Below are 24,557 nucleotides of genomic sequence, written 5' to 3' on the forward strand. Positions count from 1 at the left end.
TTCCAAAGGAATCCCAACCCGATCCGAAGATCAAGGCCGGGGTATAAAATTGGCATTGAACATAGTGCACGCTGTTGAGTTCTCAAGAATCGGACACATCCCGCCTCCACACCAGAACGGTGCTTCACAACGAAAGTGATCGAAGATTAATGTACGAGGGCGTGAGCCACTCGATTTGTCTTGCTTGCCGAGACCGGTTAGGCTTGTCAGAACCGAAGTCCCGATCGCCTCCGTGGCAACTCGACTAACTTAGCACATCCGCAGGCCGTGTCAAGTCCGGCTTCTCCGTGGTGTTCGCTGCACGATCGAGGACCGCACCGCTGCACCGGGCTCGGCCGTGAGGCCTTGCAACGAAGCCGGGACCGTGTCCCGTGGAGGCTTTGCATCTTACGCTCGCGATCCCGCAGTCTTCAAGAGACGAATCTCTAACAGGCCTGGGAGCGAGGGGATGGTCCCCGCTTGAGGTGGGCCAGCTGGTCTCGACGCTCTGCGCCTGACTCCCGCTTGCCGCTCCTTTGGGGTGACGAGGAGTTACATTACGTCGGGCCTCGGCCGAGCGGCAAATCGCCTGCGTCCCGGGCGTGTCGCGATTCAAGGGCTCTGCGTCGCTGAGTGTCCGACTCGGTACCCGACACCGGCTACCGGCTACCGGCTACCGGCTACCGGCTACCGGCTACCGGCTACCGAGCTGATGAGACCGCCGATGCCGTCATCGCCCGCGTCCGCTCGTGGAGAGCGTGCACGCGGTCAGCGGACGAAGGCCCCGGCGAAGCTCTTCTTGCCGCGACGGAGGACGGCGATCCCGTCGATCAACGGGAGCTCGCCGAGCGTGACGGTCTCGGACGGGAGGGCGGTGTTGTTCACCGAGAGCCCGCCCTGGGCGAGAGCCCGCCGCGCCTCCCCCGTGCTGGCGACGAGTCCGGTCTCGACGAACGCCTGCAGCGCCGACGTCTCCGGGGTCGCCTCCATCGAGGGCACCGCCTCGAGTGCGCCACGGAGGATGACCGCGTCGATCCCCTCGAGCGAGCCCTTGCCGAAGAGCGCGGCCGACGCGTCGATCACCGAGCGCGTCGCCTCCGCTCCGTGCACCAGCGACGTGACCTCCCAGGCGAGCGCGCGCTGCGCCTCCCGGCGGAACGGCTCGTCGGCGGCGGCCTTCTCCAGGCGCTCGATCTCCGTGCGCGGCAGGAAGGTGAAGATCCGCAGGCGGTCGGCGACGTCGCGGTCGTCCGTGTTGACCCAGAACTGGTAGAACGCGTACGGGCTGGTGAGCTCGGAGTCGAGCCAGACGGCGTTGCCCTCGCTCTTGCCGAACTTGGTGCCGTCGGAGTTCATCACCAGCGGTGTGCCGATCGCGTGGACCGACACGCCCTCCGTGCGGTGGATGAGGTCGGTCCCGCTCGTCAGGTTGCCCCACTGGTCGCTGCCGCCGGTCTGCAGCACGCACCCGTACTGCCGGTAGAGCTCCAGGTAGTCGAGACCCTGCAGGATCTGGTAGCTGAACTCGGTGTAGCTGATCCCCGCGTCGGAGTTGAGGCGGGCGCTGACCGCGTCCTTCTTGAGCATCGTCCCCACGCGGAAGTGCTTCCCGATCTCCCGCAGGAAGTCGATCGCCGACAGCGGAGCGGTCCAGTCGAGGTTGTTGACCAGGCGCAGCCCGTTGTCGCCGCCCGCGGGAACGAACCGGCTCACCTGCGCCTGGAGGCGCTCGACCCACGCCGTCACCGTCTCGCGCGAGTTCAGCGTCCGCTCGGCCGTCGGACGCGGATCCCCGATCAGCCCGGTCGAGCCGCCGACGAGCCCGAGCGGCCGATGCCCGGCCAGCTGGAGCCGGCGCATGACGATCAGCTGCACCAGGTTCCCGAGGTGGAGGCTGGGCGCGGTCGGGTCGAACCCGCAGTAGTAGGTGATCGGCTCCCCCGACAGCAGCTCGCGCAACGCTCCCGCATCGGTCGACACGTGCACCGAGCCTCGCCAGACCAGCTCGTCCCACACGGAGTCGAAGGCGGGGTCGAGCTGCGGGCTCGTCGCGGACCCGGGGAGGTGCTGGTCGATCACCCGACCATGCTACCGTGGCGGGAAGAAGCTGGTCTCCACCAGTCAAGCGCGCAGGCTTGATCTCGGGCGATCAAGTGCGGATACTTGATCGGGGAGGTCCGATGTTCGTCGTCACCGCGGATCAGCGCGACAGCAGGCACGACCACGACCGCGTGGACCAGGCGATCGCGAGCCTGATCGACGACGGTCGGGCGTCGTTCGTCCTGCCCCCGGAGCGGACGGCGGGCGACGAGTTCCAGTGCGTGCTCGACCGGGCCGATGCCGTCGTCACACTCGTGCTCGAGCTGCACCGGACCGGCCACTGGAGCATCGGCCTCGGGATCGGACCCGTCGACCGGCCGCTCCCGGCGACCACGAGAGCGGCGACCGGCGAGGCGTACTTCGCGGCGCGCCGGGCGGTCGAGGCGGCGAAGGGCCGGCCTACGCGCTTCTCCCTCGATCCGGACGCACCGGGAACGGCGGCGCCGGCACCGGCGGACGTCCAGGCGCTGATCGATCCGCTCCTCCTGCTGCGCGACGCGCGCTCCGAGGCCGGCTGGCAGATCGTCGACCTGCTCGAGAGCGGCCTCTCCCAGAAGGATGCGGCCGAGCGCCTCGCCGTCAGCCCGCAGGCGGTCAGCCTCCGGGTCCGCGCGGCGAGTGCTCGGGTCGACGCTCCCGCCCGTGACGCGCTCGCGCGCCTGCTGACAGTGGTCGACCGTACGCTCGACCCCACCGACGAGAGGACACCCCGATGACGGCACCCCCCGGATCCCCCGCCCTGCTCCTCGCCTCCGCGCTGCAGTCCGCCTCGTGGACGGGCGTGGTGCTCGTGCTGCTCGCCGGACTCGCCGGTGCGGTGCTCGCCGTGCGCCTTCGCCGTCCGCAGCTCGCCTGGATCCCCCTCGTGGCGGCGGCCGCCGCCTTCCTGCTCACGGCGGTCGCCGGACCGTCCGCGCCCCCGATCCACTCCGTCCTGGTGGCGGTGCTGGCCTTCGCGCTGGCGATCGCGGGCGGCGGGCCGGTCGTGCTGCTCACCCTCCGGCTCGCGACGGCCGACTCCCGCAGCGGCAGCCACGGCGGCATCATGGTCGCCGGAACCTCCCGCCCCGCCGCCGGGAGCGCGCCCTCGGCGATCGGCCAGCCGATCGAGGTGCTGCGCGGGGGGACGACGATCGGGGTCCTCGAGCGGATCGCGACGGCCGGCGCACTGATGAGCGGTCTCCCCGAGGGGATCGCGGTCGTGGTGGCGATCAAGGGCGTCGGCCGCTTCAGCGAGCTCGCCTCCCCGGAAGCGCGCGAGCGGTTCATCATCGGCACGCTGGCGAGCCTCGCCTGGGCGGCGGCTCTCGGCGTTCTCGCCCGGCTCTACCTCGCGGGCTGAGCTCCGGGCCGCCGCCGGGGCACTGCTCTCCGGTAGGGCGAGACGGTGGGGTCGCCCGGGATGCTGAAGCGCCACGGGAAGTCGTCCCCGCCGCCCGGGCCCGAGACTCCGGTGCGCGGGCCCGCCGCCACGGAGGACGGCCTCTCCCCCGGCAGCAGCTCGAACGCCGCCTCGAGCGGGTCGCCCGACTCGGTGAGACGGACTCCGAGGGCCTTCGCCAGCCGTGCGGGTCCGCGGGCCAGATCCCGGCTGCGAACGGGTCCGCGCCGGATCATCGCGAGATCCTCCCCCGATACGACCTCGCCGGCGCGCAGCAGCACCGCCGACGCCGTGCCCGCCGGGGAGCAGACGATGTTCACGCAGGTGTGCATCCCGTAGGTGAAGTACGCGTACACGGACCCGGGCGGACCGAACATGGGAGCCGTCCGGGGTGTCGGTCCGCGGTGCGCATGCGAGCCCGGATCCTCACCGGTTCCGAGGTACGCCTCGACCTCGGTCAGCCGGACGCCGACCACGCCCTCCGGCGTGCGGTGCAGGAGGACGCGGCCGAGCAGCTCCGGTGCCACCTCGAGGGCCGAGCGCGAGAGATCGGGGAGGTCGGCGCTCAGAAGAAGCTCTGGCCCGACACGAGGGTGATCGCGATCACCGCGACGATGACGACTGCGGCGACGAGCACCAGAGTCCGCTGCTGCCAGGGGCGCAGCGGCGGACGTCCGTCGTCGCCCGGCGCTCCTCGAAGAGTCACGGGCGTTCCCCTCGGAGGGATCCGCGCACGACCCGGACGCGCTCGGTCAGCCGGGCGAGCTGCTCCGCGACGCGGTCGGGAGCCGTGCCGCCGACACCGTCCCGGCTCGCCACCGATCCCTCGATGCTGAGGACGGACCGCACGTCTGGAGTGAGCAGCGGCGACACCGAGGCGAGCGCGGCGTCGTCGAGATCCTCGAGCCCCCTCCCCTGCGACTCCGCCAGCTTGACCAGCTCACCGGTGATCTCGTGGGCGTCCCGGAAGGGCACGTGCTTCTTCACGAGCCACTCGGCCACGTCGGTCGCGAGGGAGAAGCCCTGGGGCGCGAGCTCCGCCATCCGGTCGGTGTGGAAGGTGAGGGTCGCGATCATGCCGCTGAACGCGGGCAGCAGGACCTCGAGGGTCGTCACCGAGTCGAAGACCGGCTCCTTGTCCTCCTGCAGGTCGCGGTTGTAGGCGAGCGGCAGCGCCTTGAGGGTCGCGAGCAGCCCGGTGAGGTTGCCGATCAGCCGGCCGGACTTCCCCCGGGCGAGCTCGGCGATGTCGGGGTTCTTCTTCTGCGGCATGATCGAGGACCCGGTCGAGTAGCCGTCGTCGAGCGTGACGAAGGCGAACTCCCGCGTGTTCCAGAGGATGACCTCCTCCGCGATGCGCGAGACGTCGATCCCGATCATGGCGCTGACGAAGGCGAACTCGGCGACGAGGTCGCGGCTGGCCGTCCCGTCGATCGAGTTCGGCACGCTCGACGCGAAGCCGAGATCGCGGGCGACCGCCTCGGCGTCCAGGCCGAGGGTCGAGCCGGCGAGGGCGCCCGAGCCGTAGGGCGAGACGTCCGCCCGGACGGCCCAGTCCCGCAGGCGCTCCAGATCGCGCAGCAGCGCCCAGCCGTGGGCGAGCAGATGGTGCGCGAGGAGCACGGGCTGAGCGTGCTGGAGGTGGGTGCGCCCGGGCATGATCGCTGTCGGGTGCGCCGACGCCTGCGCGGCGAGGGCGTCGATGAGCTGCACTACCAGCTCCGAGACGAGCGCCGCGTGGTCGCGGAGGTACATCCGGACGAAGGTGGCGATCTGGTCGTTGCGCGAGCGCCCCGCGCGGAGCTTGCCGCCGAGCTCGGGACCGGCTTCGAGCATCAGGCCGCGCTCGAGGGCGCCGTGCACGTCCTCGTCGGATTCGTCGGCGGCGAAGCTCCCGTCGGCGACGGCAGCCTCGAGCCGGTCGAGCGCCGCGAGCATCGCGGTGAGCTCGGCGTCGTCGAGGTAGCCCGCTCCGGCGAGCGCCCGGGCGTGGGCGCGGGAGCCGGCGAGGTCGTAGGGGGCGAGCTGCCAGTCGAAGTGGGTCGATCTCGAGAGCGCGGCGAGCTCGGGCGAGGGGCCGCCGGCGAAGCGGCCGCCCCAGAGGGCTCCGGCCTCGCCCGCGCGGGCGGAGGGTCGTTCCGTCATGGTTCTCCTCGGGTTCGGCTGTCGAGTCTACTGAGCGGCGTCGGCGGTGCCGGCGCGCTCCAGGAGCCACACGAGCAGGGCCTTCTGCGCGTGCAGGCGGTTCTCCGCCTCGTCCCAGATCACGCTCTGCGGGCCGTCGATCACGTCGGCGGTCACCTCGTAGCCGCGATCCGCGGGCAGGCAGTGCAGGAACAGCGCGTCGGGAGCGGCAGCGGCCATCGTGGCCGCGTCGACCCGGTAGGCGCCGAAGGTCGCGACGCGCGCCGCCTTCTCGTCCTCCTTGCCCATCGACACCCACGTGTCCGTGATCACGATGTCGGAGCCGGCCGCGCCCTCGTCGGGGTCGGTCGTGGTGATCGCCGATCCGCCGGTGGTCGCGGCGATGCGCTGCGCATCGGCCAGGACCGCCGCGTCCGGCGAGTACGACTCCGGGGAGACGATGCGGACGTGCATGCCGGCCGTGGCCCCCGCCAGGAGGTACGAGTGCGCCATGTTGCTCGCTCCGTCGCCGAAGAACGTGAGCGTGAGTCCGGCGAGGCGACCGCGGTGCTCGCGGATGGTCAGCAGGTCGGCGAGGAGCTGGCACGGGTGGAACTCGTCCGAGAGCGCGTTGACGACCGGCACGCGCGTGCTGCGCGCCATCTCCTCCAGGCCCGACTGCGCGTAGGTGCGCCACACGATGGCGGCGACCTGGCGCTCCAGCACCCGCGCCGTGTCGGAGGCGGTCTCCTTGCCGCCGAGCTGGCTGCTCGCGGTCGAGATGATCAGGGGGCTGCCGCCGAGATCGGCGATGCCGACCGCGAAGGAGACACGGGTGCGCGTGGAGGACTTGTCGAAGATCACGGCGACGGTCTGCGGCCCGGCGAGGGGCTTCCGGGAGAAGCGGTCGCGCTTGAGCTCGAGGGCGAGGTCGAGGATCTCGGCCTGCTCGGCGGGAGTGATGTCGTCGTCGCGGAGGAAGTGGCGGGTCACGGTGCTGGTCGCTTTCGGTGGAGGTACGGGGTCAGAGGGTCTGCAGTGCGCGGCCGAAGCGCTCGGCGAACTCGGCGACGTCGGCGGCGGTCACCACGAGCGGAGGCGCGAGCCGGATGCTCGAGTCGTTCGCCGCGTTCACGATCAGGCCGGCGTCGAGGCAGGCGGCGGCGAGCTCGGCGGCGACCGGCCGGGTCAGGGCGATGCCCAGGAGGAGGCCCGCGCCGCGGACCCCTCCGATCAGGGGCGAGTCGAGAGCGGTCAGCGCGTCGACGATCTGCGCCCCGCGCTCCCGCGCGTTGCCGAGAAGGTCGGCGCGCTCGATCTCGGCGAGCACGGCTCCGGCCACGGCGGTCGCGAGCGGATTGCCGCCGAAGGTGCTGCCGTGGTGGCCCTTCTGCAGGAGGTCGGACGCCTCGCCGAAGGTCACCAGCGCTCCGACGGGGAAGCCTCCGCCGAGCCCCTTGGCCAGGGTGACGGCGTCGGGCAGGATCCCCGCCTCCTGGTAGGCGAACCAGCGTCCGGTCCGCCCGACCCCGGTCTGGATCTCGTCGACGATGAGCAGCGCGCCGTGCTCGCGGGTGAGCTCACGCGCGCGCTCGAGGTAGCCGGCCGGCAGCGGGATGACGCCCGCCTCCCCCTGGATGGGCTCGACGATCAGCGCGGCGACGGACTCGTCGAGAGCCGCCTCGAGGGCCTCGATGCTCGCCTCGAGGTGCTCGACCCCTCCCGGCATCGGCTCGAACGGCGCGCGCATGGCCGCCTTGCCGGTCAGCGCGAGCGCGCCCATCGTCCGCCCGTGGAACGCATTCTGCAGCGCCAGGACGCGGTGCCGGCCGCCGGCCGCGTTCAGCCGCGCCAGCTTGAAGGCCGCCTCGTTGGCCTCGGTGCCCGAGTTGGCGAAGTAGACGCGGCCCGTCTCCCCGGCCCCGGTGAGGCGGCGCAGGGTCTCGGCGAGCTCGATCTGCGGGGCGGTCGCGAAGTAGTTGGAGACGTGGGCGAGCGCACCGGCCTGGCGCGTCACGGCCTCGACGAACACGGGATGCGCATGGCCGAGCGAGTTGACGGCGATGCCGCCGAGGAAGTCGAGGTACTCCCGCCCGTCGACGTCCCAGACCCGGCAGCCCTCGCCGCGCTCGAGCACGGCGAGCGGCGGCGCGAAGGTCTGCATCATCGCGGCGGAGTAGCGGTCGCGCGCCGAGCCGGTGCGGGACGCGGTCGTGGGGATGGACATGGTGGCCTTTCGATCGGAGCGGTCCGGCCGCGAGGGCCGACGGTGCGCGCGTCCCGGACGGGACGGGCGCTCGGAGCCGGGGCCGCTGAGGATCAGCGGCCCGACATTCGCTCCCGGTCGCGGGGGTCGAGCGAGGCGACGACCTCGGTGCCGATGCCCTCCGAGGTGAACACCTCGAGCAGGATCGAGTGCGGGATGCGGCCGTCGATGATGGCGGCCTTGGGCACTCCCCCGCGCACGGCGTCGAGGCAGGCGGTCATCTTGGGGATCATGCCCGATTCGAGCGAGGGCAACAGAGCCGCGAGGTCGTCCGAGCGGATGTGCGAGACGAGCGACTCGCGGTCGGGCCAGTCGGAGTAGAGGCCGGCCACGTCGGTGAGGACGACGAGCTTCTCGGCGCCGAGCGCGACGGCCAGCGCGGCGGCAGCGGCATCGGCGTTGACGTTCAGCGACTGCGTGGGGTCGTCCGAGTCGGGGGCGATCGAGGACACGACCGGGATCCGGCCGGCCTCGAGCTGAGCGAGGACGGCGGCGGGATCCACGGCGATCACGTCTCCGACGAGTCCGAGGTCGTGCTCCTCGCCGTCGATCACGACACCGCGGCGGCGGCCGACGAAGAGGCCCGCGTCCTCACCGGAGATGCCGGCGGCGAGGGGGCCGTGCTCGTTGATCCGGCGGACGATGTCACGGCTGATGCTGCCGGTGAGCACCATCCGCACCACCTCCATCGCCTCGGGGCTCGTGACCCGGTAGCCGCCCCGGAACTCGCTCTCGATCCCGAGCCGGTCGAGCATCCGCGAGATCTGGGGCCCGCCGCCGTGGACGACCACGGGGCGGATCCCGGCGTAGCGCAGGTAGACCATGTCCTGGGCGAAGGAGCGCTGCAGCTCCTCCGACACCATCGCGTTGCCGCCGAACTTGATCACCATCGTGCGCCCGTGGAAGCTCTGCAGCCAGGGCAGCGACTCGATGAGCGTCGCGGCCTTCCCGGGTGCGGCGTCGCGCTCGGCGCGGCTCTCGGCCGAGAGGGTGGTGTCGTCGCTCATGGCCGCCTCAGCTCGAGTACGCGGAGTTCTCGTGCACGTAGTCGTGCGTGAGGTCGTTTGTCCAGATCGTGGCCGTCGCGTCGCCGGCGTGCAGGTCGATGTCGACGGCGACCTGCCGAGGGGCGAGGTCGACGAGGTCGCGGCTCTCGTGCGGCTCGCCCGCGAGGCAGACCTGCACCCCGTTCATCGCGACGTCGATGCCGTACGGGTCGAACTGCGCATCGGTCGTGCCCACGGCGGCGAGGACGCGGCCCCAGTTGGGGTCCTTGCCGAAGATCGCGGCCTTGAACAGGTTGCTGCGGGAGACGGCGCGGGCGACGACCACGGCCTCGTCCTCGGTCGCGGCGTTCAGCACGCGGATCGCGACGTCGTGGGCGGCGCCCTCCGCGTCGGCCTGCAGCTGCAGGGTGAGGTCGCGGCAGACCGCGGTCAGGGCCTCGGTGAACTCGTCGGCGTCGGCCTCGACACCGCTGGCGCCGCTCGCGAGCAGTGCGACGGTGTCGTTCGTCGACATGCAGCCGTCCGAGTCGAGGCGGTCGAAGGTGACGCGGGTCGCGGCACGCAGGGCGGTGTCGAGAGCGGCGGACTCGAGGGCCGCGTCGGTCGTGATCACGACCAGCATCGTCGCCAGACCCGGCGCGAGCATCCCGGCGCCCTTGGCCATGCCGCCGATGCTCCAGCCCTGCTCGGAGCGGATAACCGCCTGCTTCGGGACCGTATCGGTGGTCATGATCGCGCGGGCGGCCGCCTCGCCCGCCACGGGTCCCCCGGCGAGCTCGGCGGAGGCGCCGGTCACGCCGGTGGCGAGCTTCGCGAGGTCGAGCTGGTCGCCGATCAGCCCGGTGGAGCACACCAGCACGTCGCCGGCGGACACCTCGAGGCTCTCGCCCACGAGCTCCGCGGTGCGGTGGGTGACCTGGAAGCCCTGAGCACCCGTGTAGCAGTTGGCGCCGCCGGAGTTGAGGACGATCGCCGAGACCACGCCGTCGCGCATCACCTGCTCGCTCCAGAGGACGGGGTTCGCCTTGCAGCGGTTGCTCGTGAAGACCGCGGCGGCGCTCTGCAGCGGGCCGAGGTTCTGCACGAGCGCGACGTCGCGCGCTCCGGTCGACTTCAGCCCGGCGACGACTCCCGCCGCCCGGAACCCTGCTGCTGCGGTGACGCTCACGGCGCGACTCCGTTCACGCTCAGGCCGAGGGACTCCGGGAGTCCCAGGGCGATGTTGGTGGACTGGACGGCCGCGCCCGCGGTGCCCTTGACGAGGTTGTCGATGGCCGAGACGACCACGACGCGGCGGGCCCGCTCGTCCACGGCGAGTCCGATCAGAGCGGTGTTCGCCCCCACCACGTCGGCCGTCCGGGGGAAGGAGCCCTCCGGGAGCAGCTGGACGAAGGTCTCGTCGCCGTAGGCGGTCTCCCACGCGGCGCGCACGTCCTGCGCGGAGACGCCGGGAGCGAGGCGCGCGGTCGAGGTCGCCAGGATGCCCCGGGACATCGGCACGAGGACCGGGGTGAACGAGATCGAGACGGGTCCGGCTCCGGCGAGCAGGAGGTTCTGCCGGATCTCGGGATTGTGGCGGTGCGCTCCGCCGAGGCCGTAGGCGTGCGCGGAGCCGAGGAGCTCGCTGGCGAGGAGGTCGATCCGCAGGCTCTTGCCCGCACCCGAGGGTCCGACGGCGAGGACCGCGACGAGGTCCGACGACTCGATCACTCCGGCGTGCAGGCCGGGGGCCAGGCCGAGCGTGATCGCCGTGACGTTGCAGCCGGGGACGGCGATGCGCCGCACTCCGGCGAGCGCCTCGCGCTGCTTGCGTCCGCCGCCGCCGATTAGCAGCTCCGGGAGCCCGTAGGGCCAGGCCCCGGCGAAGTCGCCCCCGTAGAAGTCGGCCCAGTCCTGCGGGTCGGTCAGGCGGTGGTCGGCGCCGCAGTCGACGACGAGGACGTCCTCGGGGAGGGTCGCGGTGATCTCGCCCGACTTCCCGTGCGGGAGGGCGAGGAAGACGACGTCGTGCCCGGCGAGGTTCCCGATCGTCGTGTCGACGAGGACGAGGTCGCGGAGCGAGCGGAGGTGCGGGTGCACGGCGATGAGGGGCTGACCCGCGTTGGCGTGCGCCGTCACCGTGCGCACCTCGAACTCGGGGTGGTCGGCGAGCAGTCGCAGCAGCTCGCCGCCCGCGTAGCCGCTCGCACCGGCCACCGCCACGGAGAAAGTCATGCCCGAGAGCCTAGCCGGTGCGGGTGCGGGGCCCCGCCCGGCCGAGCCGGACGGGACCCCCGGCCTCACTCGCGGAGTCGGGCGCCGAAGCGCTCCGCCGCCACGGCCACGCCGTTCTCCTTCGCGGCCGTCGCCTCGGCCGCGGTGAGCGTGCGGTCCGGCGCGCGGAAGCGCAGCGCGAACGTCAGCGACTTCGTCCCCTCGGCGAGCCCGGTGCCGCGGTAGTCGTCGACCAGGCGGATCGCCTCGAGCAGCTCGCCCGCCCCCTCGGCGACGGCGGCACGCACCTCGGCGGCCGCGGTGCCGACCGGGACGACGAGCGAGAGGTCCTGGGTCGCGGCGGGCAGCGCGCCCACCGGGCGGGCCACGACGACCCTCCCGGCCCGCGCGATCAGCGGCTCCAGGTCGAGCTCGACCACGGCGACGCGGCGCGGGAGGTCGAGCTCCTCGGCGAGCGCCGGGAGCAGCTCCCCCGCGTGCCCGATGACCGCGCCGTCGAGAACGACCTCGGCGGTGCGGCCCGGGTGCAGCGCGGCGTGGGCCCCCTGGCGCAGCACCAGCTCGGTGCCGGTCGCCGCGGAGACCTCGCGGACCACGTCGAGGGCGTCGCGCCAGTCGACGTCACGGCCGGCGACACCGGGCTGGCGCACGACGGCGGCGCCCGTGAGCAGCGCCGCGAGGTGCCGCGGCTGCGGCGGGATGCCCGCGTTCAGCTCGGCCTCGACCTCCGCGGACGGACGCGCCCCGCCCGCAGGGAGCGCCCCGGAGCCGAACGGGCCGCCGGCGGCCGGGAGGAAGACGGAGCCGAGCTCGTAGACCGCGAGATCCGTCAGGCCGCGCGAGCGGTTGCGGGCCGCGACCTGCACGAGACCCGGCAGCAGCGAGATGCGCAGCTGGCCCGCGGTCGCGTCGAGCGGGTTCGCGAGCGTGATCTGCTCCTGCGGCTCCCCGTCGACCGAGCCGAGCCGGTCGTTGATCGAGCGCGAGAGGAACGGGTAAGAGAGCACCTCGGTCAGACCCGCGGCGGCGAGCGCCTGGGCGAGAGTGCGGCGCAGCCTCTGGCCCGGGGTCAGACCGCGGCCGGGAGGCGCGACGGGCAGGATCGCCGGGATGCGGTCGTACCCGGTGATGCGGGCGACCTCCTCCGCGAGCGAGGCGCGGTCGACGAGGTCGGGGCGCCAGCTCGGCGGAGTCACCAGCAGGCCCGCTCCGCCGGCCTCGACGGAGGCGCCGATCTCGACGAGCGCGCCGCGGATCTCCTCCGGGGTGTACTCCACGCCGATGAGGCCTGCGACGTAGCCGTCCGGCAGCTCGACCGGCTCCGCCGTGCGCGGGTCGGCCAGGACCGAGCCGAGCTCGTCCGCCGTGCCGCCGGCGAGCTCCACCAGCAGCTGCACCGCCCGGGCCGCGGCGACCGAGGCCACCTCGGGGTCGACGCCGCGCTCGAAGCGCCGCGACGCCTCGCTCGGCAGCTTGTGCCGGCGAGCCGTCCGGGCGATCGAGACCGGGTCGAAGTTCGCCGCCTCGAGCAGGACGTCGGACGTGGCGTCCGAGATCTCGGTGCGCGCGCCCCCCATCACTCCGGCGAGGCCGATCGCCCCGCCGTCGTCGGCGATGACGAGGTCCTCCGCGTGCAGGCGCCGGGTCTGGCCGTCGAGCGTCTCGAGGGTCTCCCCCGGCGCGGCGCGCCGCACCACGATGCCGCCCTGCAGGGTCGCCAGGTCGTAGCCGTGCAGCGGCTGGCCCAGCTCGAACATCACGTAGTTGGTGATGTCCACGACGAGCGAGATCGAGCGGACGCCGGCCAGGCGCAGTCGCGCGAGCATCCACGGCGGCGTCGGTCGCGAGACGTCGACGCCCCGGACGACGCGCGTGACGAACACGGAGGCGCCGACACGGCCGCGGATCGGCGCCTCGTCGGCCACGGACACGGGGAAGACGGGCGCCGTCTCCGTGCGCTCGTGCGGAGGGAGCGCCCGAGCGGGGTCGCGGAAGGCGGCTCCGGTGGCGTGGGCGTACTCGCGGGCGATGCCGCGGATCGAGAAGGCGTAGCCGCGGTCGGGCGTCACGTTGACCTCGACCGCGGCGTCGTCGAGACCGAGGAGCGCGACGGCGTCCGTGCCCGGCTCCGGGTCGAGCTCGAGCGAGGCGAGGCGGAGGATGCCCTCGTGGTCGTCCCCGAGGCCGAGCTCGCGGCTCGAGGCGATCATCCCGTCGGACACGTGCCCGTAGGTCTTCCGCGCGGAGATCGGGAACGGCCCGGGCAGGACCGCACCCGGCAGGGACACGACGACCTTGTCGCCGGCCGCGAAGTTGTGGGCTCCGCAGACGATGCCGCGGACGTCCTCTCCGCCGTCGGCGGCCCGCCCGCCCTCCGGGGCCACGCGGACGTGGCACCAGTTGATGGTCTTGCCGTTCTTCTGCGGCTCCGGAGCGAGGTCGAGCACCTCGCCGACGACGACGGGCCCGGTCACCTCGAACCGGTGGACGTCCTCCTCCTCCAGGCCGACCGACACCAGGGCCGCGTGCACGGACTCCGTCGTGACGTCCTGCTCGAGGTCGACGTACTCCCCCAGCCAGCTCAGCGGGATGCGCATCAGATCACCATCCCGTACTGCTCACTGAAGCGGACGTCGCCCTCGACCATGTCGCGCATGTCCTTCACGTCGTTGCGGAACATCAGGGTCCGCTCGATCCCCATGCCGAAGGCGAACCCGGAGTACTCCTCCGGGTCGATCCCGGCCGCGCGCAGCACGTTCGGATTCACCATGCCGCAGCCGCCCCACTCGATCCAGCGGGCACCGCCGACGAAGGTCGGGTGCCAGACGTCCAGCTCGGCGCTGGGCTCGGTGAAGGGGAAGTAGTTCGGGCGCAGGCGGATGCGCGCGTCGTCGCCGAAGAGGATCCGCGCGACGTGCTCGAGGGTGCCGCGCAGGTGCGCCATGGTCAGGCCGCGGTCGACGGCGAGGCCCTCGAACTGCGTGAACACGGGCGTGTGCGTCGCGTCGAGCTCGTCGGTGCGGTACACCCGGCCCGGAGCGATCACGTAGAGCGGCAGCGGGCGCTCGAGCATCGAGCGGATCTGCACCGGCGAGGTGTGCGTGCGCAGCACCAGGTGCGAGTCCACGGGGTCGACGAAGAAGGTGTCCTGCATGGCGCGGGCCGGGTGGTCCTCGTCGAAGTTCAGGGCGTCGAAGTTGAACCACTCGTTCTCGAGCTCCGGCCCCTCCGCGATCTCCCAGCCCATCCCGACGAACACGTCGGCGATCGACTCCTGGAGGAGCGAGAGGGGGTGGCGGGCGCCGCGGCGCACGAAGCTGGCGCCGGCGGTGACGTCCACGCGCTCGGCCTCGAGCGCGGCCGCGTCCTCCGCCTCGACGAGCTCGGCCTCGCGGGCGGCGTAGGCGTCGCCCACCTGCTTGCGGGCACCGCCGACGAGCTTGCCGGACGCCGCCTTGTGCTCGGGCGGGACGGAGCGCATCTGCGCGTTGAGGCGGGCGAGGGCGGACCCCTCGCCGAGGTGGGCGGCTCGGGCGGACTTCAGAGCGGCGGAGTCGCCCGCCGCGCCGATGGCGGCGAGGGCGTCGGCGACCGCCGCGGAGACGGCCTCGTCGGTGATCGGGTTGCTGTCTGACACGATCCCCCAGTGTAGGCGAGGGCCTCCGTCCCCTCCCGCCGCCCGTGCGCGGTGCTCGTCGCGCTCGCCCGCGACCGGCCCCCGTCTGCGCCGACGGCTCTCGAAGCCCCGCCACCGGCGCTGCTCGACCAGCAGGGGCGGGTTCTCGCTACGCCGGGGTCGGAGGCTGCTCGACCGGCAGGAAGCTGGGCGCCGCCGGACGGGAAGACGCCCGGATCGATCGCGGCTCCCCGATCACCACCGCCTCCGCGTCGACGACGCCGGAGCGGAGCACCACCGCTCGATGCGCTGAGCGATCGCCGGACCCTCGAGGCGAACGGAGGAATCGCGTGCGAGCGATTCCTCCTAGCCGGACGCAGGACGCTCTGCGGAACCCGACCCCGTCAGGAAGCCGACCGCGGTGAGGATCGCCCTCGGGCGATCCTCACAGTTCAGTCCTGCACAGCGATCAGCTGCGTGTCCGTCTGCGCGCGGGCTGCGGGGTGGCCGCCGATGGTGCGGCCGCCGCGTCCGCCGCTCTTGGTGCGGATCTCGATCCACTTCGCCAGCCCCGAGAGGAGGAGGCAGATGCCGATGTAGATCGCTCCGATGACGATCGCCGCCGGGATGATCGGGCTGTCGAGGCTCGACTGGTTGCCCAGGTAGCGCGCGTAGTACAGCAGCTCGTTGTAGGTGATGATCGAGCCGAGCGCCGTGTCCTTGAGGGCGACGACGAGCTGGGCGATGATCACGGGCAGCATCGAGCGGATCGCCTGGGGGAACAGGATGAGCCGCATCACGCCGGACTTGCGCAGGCCGATCGCGTAGCCCGCCTCCTTCTGTCCTCGCGGGAGGGCTTCGATGCCGGCGCGGAAGATCTCGGAGAAGACGGAGCCGTTGTAGAGGGTCAGGGCGATGACGACGGCGAGGTAGGGGCTGAGCTTGAGGCCCGCGAACGGCAGGCCGTAGTACATCAGCATCATCAGGATCAGGACGGGGATCGCCCGGAACAGCTCGATGAAGAGCGTGACGGGGACGTTGATCCAGCGCCGGTCCGAGAGCCGGCCGATCGCCAGGAGGAGGCCGAGGACGAGGCTGGCGACGCCCGCCGTGGCGAAGGCCGCGAGCGTGCGGCCGAGGGCGCCGCCGATGCTCTGCCAGACCAGCGGGTAGCCGAACGCGCGCCACTTGGAGGCGTCGAACTGGCCGGACTCCGCGAAGCGCCAGACCACGAAGCCGAGGAACGCCGCGATCAGCAGGACGACGACGACGCCGATGACGCGGTTGCGCACGACGGCCCGGGGGCCGGGGTTGTCGAAGAGGACGGAGCTCATCGGGCGACCCTCCACTTCTTCTCGAGCTGACGTTGGACGAGCGAGAGCAGCGTGACCAGGACCACGAAGACCAGGGCCACCCAGAGGACGACGATGAGGCTGTTCTCGCCGCGCTCGTTGAGGACGCGGACGATGGTGCCCGCCTCCGCGACCGAGAAGCCGGCGGCGACGGTGGTGTTCTTCAGCAGCGCGATCAGGACGCTCATGAGCGGCGGGATCACGGAGCGGAAGGCCTGGGGCAGGACGACCTGCGTCATGGTGAGGCCGAAGTCGAGACCGATCGCGCGGGCGGCCTCGGCCTGGCCGATCGGCACGGTGTTGATGCCCGAGCGCAGCACCTCCGCGACGTAGGTCGCGGTGTAGAGGCTGAGGGCGCAGATCGCCAGGTTCGTGTAGTCCACCTGCGGCAGGTCGAGCTTGGGGTAGCCGAAGGCGAAGAAGAACATCACCAGCGTGAGCGGGGTGTTCCGGATGGTGTTCACGTACACCGTGCCGACCGCGCGGGCGATCGGGACGGGCGAGACGCGCATCGCGCCGACCACCGTGCCGATCAGCAGGGCGAACACGAGCGAGACGCTGAAGAGGATCAGGGTGTTGCCGAAGGCCGGGACGTAGACGTCGAGGTTGTTCAACAGGACATCCATGCGGCTGGCCCTTCTGTCGGAGCGGTGGTGGTGGTCGAGGAGAGGGGACCCCCGGGCGGCGGTCGGGCCGCCCGGGGCGCCTCCTAGTAGTCGTTCACCGCCGGCTGGGTGACGGTCGTGCCGGACTGGCCGAGCGTCTCGTCGTAGATGGCGCTCCAGGTCTCGCCGCCGTCGGTCAGCATGCCGTTGACGAAGTGGCGCAGGGCGTCGTCGTCCTTGGGCAGGCCGATGCCGTACAGCTCGGTGCTGAAGGGCTCTCCGACGACCTTGAGCTCGTCGGGCCGCTGAGCGGCGTAGCCGATCAGGATCGCGCCGTCGGTGGTGACGGCGTCGACGGTGCCGTCGGCGAGCGCGTCCACGCACTGCGAGTACGTGTCGAACTCCTCGGTCTTCACCTCGGGGTAGTTGGTGCGGATGTTCTGGATCGGGGTGGAGCCGGTGGCCGAGCACACGGTGGTGTCGGCGGTGAGGTCGTCCGGTCCGGTGATCGTGTCGTTGTCGGCCGCGACGAGCAGCTGCTGGCCGGTCTCGAAGTAGGGTCCGGCGAAGCCGACCTGCTCCTTGCGCTTGTCGGTGATCGAGTAGGTGCCGACGTAGTAGTCGATGTCGCCGTTCACGATCGACGCTTCGCGGTTGGCCGACGGGATCGCCTTGAACTCGATGGCGTCGGCCGCGAAGCCGAGCGAGGCGGCGGTCCACTTCGCGATCTCGATGTCGAAGCCGGAGCGCTCGCCGGTCGCCGCGTCGAGGTAGCCCAGCCCGGGCTGGTCCTCCTTGACGCCGATGACGACCTTGCCGTCCGCGGTCATCGCGTCGAAGGTCGGGCTGCCCTCGAGAGTGACGTCGGAGGCGACCTCGTACGCGGAGGTCCCTCCCTCGGAGCCTCCACCGGCGCCGCCGCCGGCGGTTCCGGAGTCGCCGGAGCAGCCGGCGAGGGCGAGGGTCGCTGCTGCGAGTCCCGCGGTCATGAACATGAGCCTGGTGCGCATGATCGTCCTTCCTGGGGTTCGGCCCGCCGGAGCGGGCGATGTCGGGTCGGCTCCCGGGTCACGGGTCCGACCTGCCTGGTGGCTGCGGATCGCGCTTCTAGTGCGTGATGAGCTTGGAGAGGAAGTCCTTGGCCCGGTCGGTGCGGGGCGCGGTGAAGAACGACTCCGGGTCGGTGTCCTCGAGGATCTCGCCGTCGGCCATGAACACGACGCGGTCGGCGGCCTTCCGGGCGAAGCCCATCTCGTGGGTGACGACGATCATCGTCATCCCGTCCTTGGCGAGCCCGACCATCACGTCCAGGACCTCGTTGATCATCTCGGGGTCGAGCGCCGAGGTCGGCTCGTCGAACAGCATCACCTTGGGCTTCATCGCCAGCGCCCGTGCGATCGCGACGCGCTGCTGCTGCCCGCCGGAGAGCTGGGCCGGGGTCTTGGCGGCCTGGTGGCCGACGCCGACCCGGTCGAGCAGCGCCGTGGCCTGGGCCTCCGCGTCCTTGCGGGAGAGCCCGCGGACCTTGATCGGGCCGAGGGTGACGTTCTCGAGGATCGTCTTGTGCGCGAAGAGGTTGAACGACTGGAAGACCATCCCGACGTCGGCGCGGAGCGCGGCGAGGCCCTTGCCCTCCTCCGGGAGCTTCTGCCCGTCGATGGTGATGGTGCCGCCCGAGATCGTCTCGAGCCGGTTGACCGTGCGGCAGAGCGTCGACTTGCCGGATCCGGAGGGGCCGAGGACCACGACGACCTCGCCCCGGTGCACCGTCAGATCGATGTCCTTCAGAGCCTGGAAGTCGCCGTAGTGCTTCTGCACCCCGGAGAGGACGACGAGGGGTTCACCGGCGGGAGCGGCGGCGCGCTCGTCTTGCGGGGCTGTGACCATGCCGTCAGAGAAGCACACGGGGATGGGCCGGTCAAATCATGAGGGAATTCTTAACCGAAGGGTAACATCGCGCCCTGTTCTCCAGGTTCGCGGCACCCTCGGCCCGGTTCCTCTCAGGAACGCAGCGCGAAGGCGCTCTCGTACAGGCAGACGGAGGCCGCGGTCGCGAGGTTCAGCGACTCCGCCGCCCCGTAGATGGGCACCGCCACCACGCCGTCGACGAGGGCGAGCGACTCGTCCTCGAGGCCGCGCGCCTCGTTGCCGAAGACCCAGACGGTCGGCTGGGCGAGGTCCCCGCGGGCGCGGACGTCGAGCAGGTCCTCCCCCTTCACGTCGGCCGCGACGGAACGGAGGCCCACGCCGCGGAGCCGGCCCAGCACGTCGGCGAGGTCGGCGCCGACCGCGACCGGGAGGTGGAAGAGCGAGCCGGTCGTGGAGCGCACGACCTTGGGATTGTAGAGGTCGACCGAGCGCCCGGACAGCACGACCGCGTCAGCGCCGGCGGCGTCGGCGGCACGGATGATCGTGCCGAGGTTGCCCGGATCGCGGACCTCCTCGAGCACCGCCACGAGGCGCGGCTCGGAGGCGACGACGTCCTTGAGCGACGTGGGGAACTGACGGCAGACCGCGACGAAGCCCTGCGGAGTGACGGTGTCGGCCATCGCGTCGAGGACGTCCTCGGTCACGTACTCGATCTCCACCTCCGCCTCGGCGGCGGCGGCGACGATCTCGGGGTGCCGCTCCAGAGCGGTCGGAGTCGCGAACGACTCGACGATCAGCTCCGGGCGGTACTGCAGCGCCTCGGAGAGAGCCTGCGGGCCCTCGAGGAGGAAGAGCCCCGTCTCGAGCCGGGCCGGGCGGCGGGTGAGCTTCGCCACGGAGCGGACACGGGGAGAGCGGGGGTTGTCGAGCATGCGGCGAGCCTATCGGCGCGGTGATCGCCGCCCCCGCAGACACGGCGCGGGAGGGCCCGCCGACGACGGAGGGGGCCGCGACCTCTCGGTCGCGACCCCCTCCGGGAAGCCGTGCTGACTACGCTGCGGCCTTGGGCGCCGAGGTGTCGGCGGGCAGCGCGCTCTTCGCGGTCGCGACGAGCGAGGCGAACGTGGCCGGCTCGGTGATCGCGAGGTCCGCGAGGATGCGGCGGTCGACCTGGACGCCGGCCAGGGCGAGGCCCTGGATGAAGCGGTTGTAGGTCAGGCCGTTCGCGCGGGACGCGGCGTTGATGCGCTGGATCCAGAGACGACGGAACTCGCCCTTCTTGGCGCGGCGGTCGCGGTACGAGTAGACGAGGGAGTGGGTGACCTGCTCCTTCGCCTTGCGGTAGAGGCGCGACCGCTGGCCGCGGTAGCCCGAGGCGCGCTCGAGGATGACGCGACGCTTCTTGTGGGCGTTGACGGCCCTCTTCACTCTTGCCATTGCTGTTTCTTCCTATCGATCCGTGTCGGCTGAGTAGCGACCACGCGGCGCAGCGGGCTGCGCCGGCGGTGGGCTACAGACCGAGAAGCTTCTTGGCGACCTTGGCGTCCTGCGGGGCGAGGACCTGGTCCTGGTTGAGGCGGCGCGTGCGAACGCTGGACTTGGACTCCAGGTTGTGGCGCATGCCGGCCTGCTGCTTCATGACCTTGCCGGAGCCGGTCACCTTGAAGCGCTTCTTGGCACCCGAGTGGGTCTTCATCTTGGGCATGTTCTCTCCTTGTGAACGTCACTCCGCGCTCGGCGGGGCGAAACCGGTGCCCCGCGAGCGGGGCGTCCACCGGCCCCGAGGCCGGGGCGGCGAAGTACTAGACGGACTCGGCCTCGGCCGTGTCCTCGGGGGTGTTGGCCTCGCGACGAGCGGCGCGGACCGCATTGGCCTCGGCCTTCGCCTCGGACTTGTTCTTCAGCGGGCCGATGACCATCACCATGTTGCGACCGTCGATGGTCGGGGTGGACTCGACCTGGCCGAACTCGGCGACGTCCTCCGCGAAGCGCTGGAGCAGACGGACGCCCATCTCGGGGCGCGACTGCTCGCGACCGCGGAAGAGGATCATCGCCTTGACCTTGTCGCCGGCCTTCAGGAAGCCCTCGGCGCGCTTGCGCTTGGTCTCGTAGTCGTGCTTGTCGATCTTCAGGCGGAAACGGACCTCCTTGAGGATCGTGTTCGCCTGGTTGCGACGGGCTTCCTTGAGCTTCTGAGCCTGCTCGTACTTGAACTTCCCGTAGTCCATGATCTTGGCCACGGGCGGCTTGGAGTTGGGGGCGACCTCGACCAGGTCCAGGTCTGCGTCCTGCGCGAGTCGCAGGGCGACCTCGATCTTGACGACGCCGACCTGTTCTCCTGCGGGACCCACGAGGCGGACCTCGGGGACGCGGATACGGTCGTTGGTACGGGGATCGCTGATTGCGTTTCTCCTCTGATCTCGGTGAGTGCAGCTGCGCTGCCGGAGTCTTCTCCAGCGCACCCGAGAGAGGTGATCGTCCCGTCCACGTCGTGCCTGCAGCACGGCGCTCGCACCCTGTGACGCGGTTCCCGAGGCGGACCTCGAGAGCCGCAGCCCTGCCTCCGGTGGTCTGACGACCCTCGGGGGCGGAGTGCTTCTGACCCGGTAACCTTGTGAAGCGGTCAAGCGCGGGTGGGAGAATCTCCACTTTCGAACCGAGGACATGCCTCGGAGCCCGGACAACCATAGCAGACCGGCGGCCCGCCCGACAGACCGGATCCGGCCGCCCCTCGATCCTCTGCTCCGGCGGCCGCGCCCCTCCACCACGGACGACGAACGAAGGACCCATGGCACAGTACGACGACGACTACACGCGACGATTCGGCGAGGACGGCGGAGCCTCCGACGTGGAGGCCGCCCGCGACATCGCGGAGGTTCCTGCGGTGGAGATCATCACCACCGCCGCCGTGCACCTGATGAGCGCGGCCGCCGTCAAGTGCGGACTCGCCGACGAGCCCGGAGCGCAGGTCGACCTCGACGAGGCGCGCAAGCTCATCAACGCGCTCGCGGGCCTGGTCACGGCCGGGGCGCCCGACATCAGCGACATGCACGCCCGGAGCCTGCGCGACGGCCTCCGCACCCTCCAGCTCGCGTTCCGTGAGGCGTCCCCGATCGCCGACCCGATCGGCAAGGGCCCGGGCGAGAAGTGGACCGGCCCGGTCACCTGATCGGGAGTCAGCGGGCGGCGGCGAGCTGCAGCGTCATCGAGTCGACGCGCTGCGCGACGGTCTCGTCGGCCGCCCACCGCTCCCCCAGGCGCGCGACGAGGGCGCCGAGCGCGTCCTGATCGAGCCCCGGGCGCAGGCTCAGGACCACCACGAGCTCGGGGCCCGCGAGGCGCTGCTCCGGGTCTCCCGCGCGCACCTCGAGCGAGGCGACCGCCCGCTCCCCCTCCGCAGCCGCGCGCAGAGCCAGGAGCACCTCCGCATCGGCAGGGGCCGGCCGCCAGTCGCCGCCCTCCGCGATCGCCCAGAGGGCCGGGCGCCGGACCGCGAACTCCCGCTCGGACGCGGGGTCGAGGACCATCACCTCGGTACCCTCCGCGACGGCCGCCAGGGCCGCGCGGCGCCCGTCGACAGGGACGGGACGGGCGGCCGGGTCCCATCGGCGCATGCTCTCGACGCCGCTGAAGACGGGGAGCACCGTGCGGCCGTCGGGTCCGGCGACCGTGACGATCGCGAGCTCCTGCGTCTTGTCCGCCCGGAGTCCCCCGACCCCCTCGGCCTCCTCGCCGAGGCGGGCGACCAGCGGGATGAGCAGGCGGGACGTGCGGATCGCGTCGACCACGGCCTCCGGGCCGCGAGTGCCACCGGCGAAGGACTCGAGCGCTGCGACCAGCGCCTCCGGGGCGCTTCCGTCGTCCTCCGGTGCTGCGCTCGGCTCGAAGTGCCGGCCCGCCCAGGGGGTGCCGGCCGAGTCGGTCAGATGCGCCGGGAGCGGGCGGGGCTCACTCGGATGCGACATCCAGGGCCTCCGCGAGCGTGAACGCGCCCGCGTACAGCGCCTTGCCGACGATCGCGCCCTCGAGGCCCTGGGGCACGAGGTCGCGAAGAGCGGCGATGTCGTCGAGGTTCGAGATGCCGCCCGAGGCGATCACGGGGCGGTGGGTGCGGGCCATGACCTGCTCGAGGAGCTCGAGGTTCGGGCCCTTGAGCGTGCCGTCCTTGGTGACATCGGTGACGACGTAGCGGGTGCAGCCGGCCTCCTCCAGGCGGTCGAGGACCTGCCAGAGGTCGCCGCCCTCCTTGGTCCAGCCGCGCGCGGCGAGCGTGGTGCCGCGGACGTCGAGCCCGACGGCGATCTGGTCGCCGTACTGCGCGATGACGCTCGCGGCCCACTCGGGGTTCTCGAGCGCCGCGGTTCCGAGGTTGATGCGCTTCGCGCCGGCACTCAGCGCGGACTCGAGGCTGCGGTCGTCGCGGATCCCGCCGGAGAGCTCGACGTTGACGCCCTTCACCTGCCGGATGACCTTCTTCATGATGCCGTGGTTGTCGCCGCGGCCGAAGGCGGCGTCGAGGTCGACGAGGTGGATCCACTCCGCGCCCTGGTCGGCCCAGTCGCCCGCGGCGTCGATCGGGTCGCCGTAGTTGGTCTCGGTCCCGGCCTCGCCCTGCGTGAGCCGCACGGCCCTGCCGCCCGCCACGTCGATCGCGGGCAGGAGGACCAGGCCCGGGGCCTTGGTGAACTCGCTCATCGTCATCCTCAGTCTCGGAGCCGGTGCCGGCCCCTGGAGGCGCCGACCACCGGCCGATCCTAGTTCGTGCGGAGGGTGCCCAGCCAATTGGCCAGCAGCCGGAGCCCGGCGGCCCCCGACTTCTCGGGGTGGAACTGCGTGGCCGAGAGCGGCCCGTTCTCGACCGCGGCGATGAAGGGGCCTCCGTGATCGGCCCAGGTGACCGCGGGACGCGGGAACGGGGGCATCACGTCAAGCGACCACTCGCGGGCGCCGTAGGAGTGCACGAAGTAGAAGCGCTCCTCGGCGATGCCGTCGAAGAGCACCGAGCCCTCGGGAGCGGAGACGGTGTTCCAGCCCATGTGCGGGACGACCTCGGCCGGGAGGAGGTCGACCGTCCCCGGCCACTCGCCCAGGCCCTCGCTCTCGACCCCGCGCTCGACGCCGCGCTCGAAGAGCACCTGCATCCCGACGCAGATGCCCAGGACGGAGCGCCCGCCGGCGAGGCGCTTCTCGATGATCTCGCCGCCGCGGGCGCGGGTCAGCGCCGACATCACGGCGTCGAAGGCGCCGACGCCGGGCACGAGGAGGCCGTCCGCCTCCAGCGCCCGCTGCCGGTCCCCCGTCAGCTCGACGTCGGCCCCGGCGAGCTCGAGCGCCTTGACGGCGGAGTGCACGTTCCCCGAGCCGTAGTCGTAGACCACGACGGAGGGGCGGGCCGAGCTCACAGCGCGCCCTTCGTCGACGGCACGCCGGAGACGAGCGGATCGAGGGCCTTGGCCTGACGGAAGGCGCGGGCGAACGCCTTGAACTCCGCTTCGGCGATGTGGTGCGGGTCCCTGCCGCCGAGCACCGTGACGTGCACGGTGAGGCCGGCGTTGAAGGCGATCGCCTCGAAGACGTGGCGCACCATCGACCCGGTGAAGTGACCGCCGATCAGGTGCAACGCGAAGCCCTCCGGCTCGCCGGTGTGCACGAGGTAGGGGCGCCCCGAGATGTCGACGACGGCCTGCACGAGCGCCTCGTCGAGGGGGACGAGCGCGTCGCCGAAGCGGGAGATCCCGGTCTTGTCGCCGAGAGCCTGTTGGATGGCCGTGCCGAGCACGATGCCGATGTCCTCCGCGGTGTGGTGGATGTCGATCTCGATGTCGCCGCGGGCCCGGACGCGCAGGTCCGTGAGCGAATGCTTCGCGAACGCCGTCAGCAGGTGGTCGAAGAAGGGCACGCCGGTCTCGAGATCGGCGACGCCCGTGCCGTCGAGGTCGAGGGAGAGCTCGATGCTCGACTCGCTGGTGGCACGGCTGAGGGAGGCGGTGCGCCCGGGTGCGGCGCTCGGGGAGGTCATGCCTCCCAGTCTATTCGCGCCGCGT

Annotated in this window: 26 protein-coding genes; 3 read left to right on the top strand and 23 right to left on the bottom strand. The window is 71.9% G+C overall.

The features are described 5' to 3' along the window. Window positions 1–747 precede the first annotated feature (747 nt). The gene (tyrS, locus tag C5C69_RS01980; protein ID WP_104233290.1) at window positions 748–2,058 is read right to left on the bottom strand and encodes a tyrosine--tRNA ligase; all 1,311 of its coding nucleotides are present in this window, start codon (window positions 2,056–2,058) and stop codon (window positions 748–750) included. 101 nt (window positions 2,059–2,159) lie between these two features. Here tyrS and C5C69_RS01985 point away from each other — a divergent pair, with 101 nt between their 5' ends. Together C5C69_RS01985 and C5C69_RS01990 are read left to right on the top strand one after the other, a co-directional pair. After that, complete coding sequence (locus tag C5C69_RS01985; RefSeq protein ID WP_104233289.1) at window positions 2,160–2,795, top strand: DNA-binding protein; 636 nt, start codon at window positions 2,160–2,162, stop codon at window positions 2,793–2,795. Further along, window positions 2,792–3,421 (top strand): hypothetical protein, encoded by a 630-nt coding sequence (locus C5C69_RS01990; RefSeq protein WP_258059401.1) that lies wholly within the window; start codon window positions 2,792–2,794, stop codon window positions 3,419–3,421. Before C5C69_RS01985 ends, C5C69_RS01990 begins: the two co-directional genes overlap by 4 nt. On the opposite strand, the gene C5C69_RS01995 is transcribed toward C5C69_RS01990, so the two are convergent. From C5C69_RS01995 to infC, 18 genes are all read right to left on the bottom strand, one after another. Continuing rightward, window positions 3,406–4,029, bottom strand: a complete 624-nt coding sequence (locus C5C69_RS01995; protein ID WP_104255579.1) for a DNA-3-methyladenine glycosylase — start codon at window positions 4,027–4,029, stop codon at window positions 3,406–3,408. The genes C5C69_RS01990 and C5C69_RS01995 overlap by 16 nt on opposite strands. Next, the gene (locus C5C69_RS16845; protein ID WP_181127003.1) at window positions 4,026–4,166 is read right to left on the bottom strand and encodes a hypothetical protein; all 141 of its coding nucleotides are present in this window, start codon (window positions 4,164–4,166) and stop codon (window positions 4,026–4,028) included. The genes C5C69_RS01995 and C5C69_RS16845 overlap by 4 nt, the downstream gene beginning before the upstream one ends. After that, entirely contained in the window at window positions 4,163–5,605 is a 1,443-nt protein-coding gene (gene argH / locus C5C69_RS02000; RefSeq protein WP_104238646.1) for an argininosuccinate lyase, read from the bottom strand. The genes C5C69_RS16845 and argH overlap by 4 nt, the downstream gene beginning before the upstream one ends. Window positions 5,606–5,632: 27 nt before the next feature. Next, window positions 5,633–6,577 carry an ornithine carbamoyltransferase gene (gene argF / locus C5C69_RS02005; protein WP_104226319.1) on the bottom strand — a complete coding sequence of 315 codons (945 nt, stop codon included), beginning with the start codon at window positions 6,575–6,577 and terminating at the stop codon, window positions 5,633–5,635. A gap of 31 nt (window positions 6,578–6,608) precedes the next feature. Continuing rightward, complete coding sequence (locus C5C69_RS02010; protein WP_104257206.1) at window positions 6,609–7,811, bottom strand: acetylornithine transaminase; 1,203 nt, start codon at window positions 7,809–7,811, stop codon at window positions 6,609–6,611. A gap of 92 nt (window positions 7,812–7,903) precedes the next feature. Beyond that, window positions 7,904–8,857, bottom strand: a complete 954-nt coding sequence (gene argB, locus C5C69_RS02015; RefSeq protein ID WP_104224497.1) for an acetylglutamate kinase — start codon at window positions 8,855–8,857, stop codon at window positions 7,904–7,906. A 7-nt stretch (window positions 8,858–8,864) separates the two neighbouring features. Then, on the bottom strand, window positions 8,865–10,025 hold the full coding sequence (gene argJ / locus C5C69_RS02020; RefSeq protein WP_104238643.1) for a bifunctional glutamate N-acetyltransferase/amino-acid acetyltransferase ArgJ: 1,161 nt from the start codon (window positions 10,023–10,025) through the stop codon (window positions 8,865–8,867). Beyond that, entirely contained in the window at window positions 10,022–11,071 is a 1,050-nt protein-coding gene (argC, locus tag C5C69_RS02025; protein WP_104257207.1) for an N-acetyl-gamma-glutamyl-phosphate reductase, read from the bottom strand. Before argC ends, argJ begins: the two co-directional genes overlap by 4 nt. Before the next feature lie 65 nt (window positions 11,072–11,136). Next, window positions 11,137–13,668: a phenylalanine--tRNA ligase subunit beta gene (pheT, locus tag C5C69_RS02030; RefSeq protein ID WP_104257208.1), complete on the bottom strand. Its 2,532-nt coding sequence runs from the start codon at window positions 13,666–13,668 to the stop codon at window positions 11,137–11,139. Beyond that, complete coding sequence (gene pheS, locus C5C69_RS02035; protein WP_104226313.1) at window positions 13,668–14,708, bottom strand: phenylalanine--tRNA ligase subunit alpha; 1,041 nt, start codon at window positions 14,706–14,708, stop codon at window positions 13,668–13,670. Before pheS ends, pheT begins: the two co-directional genes overlap by 1 nt. A 431-nt stretch (window positions 14,709–15,139) precedes the next feature. Further along, on the bottom strand, window positions 15,140–16,021 hold the full coding sequence (locus tag C5C69_RS02040) for an amino acid ABC transporter permease (RefSeq protein ID WP_104224492.1): 882 nt from the start codon (window positions 16,019–16,021) through the stop codon (window positions 15,140–15,142). Beyond that, a complete protein-coding gene (locus C5C69_RS02045; RefSeq protein ID WP_104224491.1) occupies window positions 16,018–16,665 on the bottom strand; it encodes an amino acid ABC transporter permease in 648 nt (215 codons plus the stop codon). Before C5C69_RS02045 ends, C5C69_RS02040 begins: the two co-directional genes overlap by 4 nt. A gap of 83 nt (window positions 16,666–16,748) precedes the next feature. Further along, a complete protein-coding gene (locus C5C69_RS02050) occupies window positions 16,749–17,654 on the bottom strand; it encodes a glutamate ABC transporter substrate-binding protein (RefSeq protein WP_181073455.1) in 906 nt (301 codons plus the stop codon). A 97-nt stretch (window positions 17,655–17,751) separates the two neighbouring features. Next, window positions 17,752–18,531: an amino acid ABC transporter ATP-binding protein gene (locus C5C69_RS02055; protein WP_104224489.1), complete on the bottom strand. Its 780-nt coding sequence runs from the start codon at window positions 18,529–18,531 to the stop codon at window positions 17,752–17,754. Between the two features lie 113 nt (window positions 18,532–18,644). Continuing rightward, window positions 18,645–19,445 carry an RNA methyltransferase gene (locus C5C69_RS02060; RefSeq protein WP_104224488.1) on the bottom strand — a complete coding sequence of 267 codons (801 nt, stop codon included), beginning with the start codon at window positions 19,443–19,445 and terminating at the stop codon, window positions 18,645–18,647. Window positions 19,446–19,563: 118 nt separating this feature from the next. Then, complete coding sequence (gene rplT / locus C5C69_RS02065) at window positions 19,564–19,950, bottom strand: 50S ribosomal protein L20 (protein ID WP_104224487.1); 387 nt, start codon at window positions 19,948–19,950, stop codon at window positions 19,564–19,566. Window positions 19,951–20,023: 73 nt separating this feature from the next. After that, the gene (rpmI, locus tag C5C69_RS02070; protein ID WP_055793295.1) at window positions 20,024–20,218 is read right to left on the bottom strand and encodes a 50S ribosomal protein L35; all 195 of its coding nucleotides are present in this window, start codon (window positions 20,216–20,218) and stop codon (window positions 20,024–20,026) included. Window positions 20,219–20,315: 97 nt separating this feature from the next. Next, the gene (gene infC, locus C5C69_RS02075; protein WP_374952931.1) at window positions 20,316–20,864 is read right to left on the bottom strand and encodes a translation initiation factor IF-3; all 549 of its coding nucleotides are present in this window, start codon (window positions 20,862–20,864) and stop codon (window positions 20,316–20,318) included. Between the two features lie 437 nt (window positions 20,865–21,301). Between infC and C5C69_RS02080 the strand changes: the two genes are divergently transcribed. Continuing rightward, on the top strand, window positions 21,302–21,682 hold the full coding sequence (locus C5C69_RS02080; protein WP_104313470.1) for a DUF1844 domain-containing protein: 381 nt from the start codon (window positions 21,302–21,304) through the stop codon (window positions 21,680–21,682). Between the two features lie 7 nt (window positions 21,683–21,689). On the opposite strand, the gene C5C69_RS02085 is transcribed toward C5C69_RS02080, so the two are convergent. The 4 genes from C5C69_RS02085 to hisB are packed head-to-tail and all read right to left on the bottom strand — an operon-like array spanning window position 21,690 to window position 24,532. Next, window positions 21,690–22,478 carry an SseB family protein gene (locus tag C5C69_RS02085; RefSeq protein ID WP_104257210.1) on the bottom strand — a complete coding sequence of 263 codons (789 nt, stop codon included), beginning with the start codon at window positions 22,476–22,478 and terminating at the stop codon, window positions 21,690–21,692. After that, on the bottom strand, window positions 22,462–23,208 hold the full coding sequence (gene priA, locus C5C69_RS02090; protein ID WP_104224506.1) for a bifunctional 1-(5-phosphoribosyl)-5-((5-phosphoribosylamino)methylideneamino)imidazole-4-carboxamide isomerase/phosphoribosylanthranilate isomerase PriA: 747 nt from the start codon (window positions 23,206–23,208) through the stop codon (window positions 22,462–22,464). Before priA ends, C5C69_RS02085 begins: the two co-directional genes overlap by 17 nt. Before the next feature lie 59 nt (window positions 23,209–23,267). After that, a complete protein-coding gene (gene hisH, locus C5C69_RS02095; RefSeq protein ID WP_104257211.1) occupies window positions 23,268–23,915 on the bottom strand; it encodes an imidazole glycerol phosphate synthase subunit HisH in 648 nt (215 codons plus the stop codon). After that, a complete protein-coding gene (gene hisB / locus C5C69_RS02100) occupies window positions 23,912–24,532 on the bottom strand; it encodes an imidazoleglycerol-phosphate dehydratase HisB (protein ID WP_104257212.1) in 621 nt (206 codons plus the stop codon). The genes hisH and hisB overlap by 4 nt, the downstream gene beginning before the upstream one ends. Between the last annotated feature and the right edge of the window lie 25 nt (window positions 24,533–24,557).

The organism is Rathayibacter sp. AY1C7, from assembly GCF_002931865.1.
Taxonomy (GTDB): domain Bacteria; phylum Actinomycetota; class Actinomycetes; order Actinomycetales; family Microbacteriaceae; genus Rathayibacter.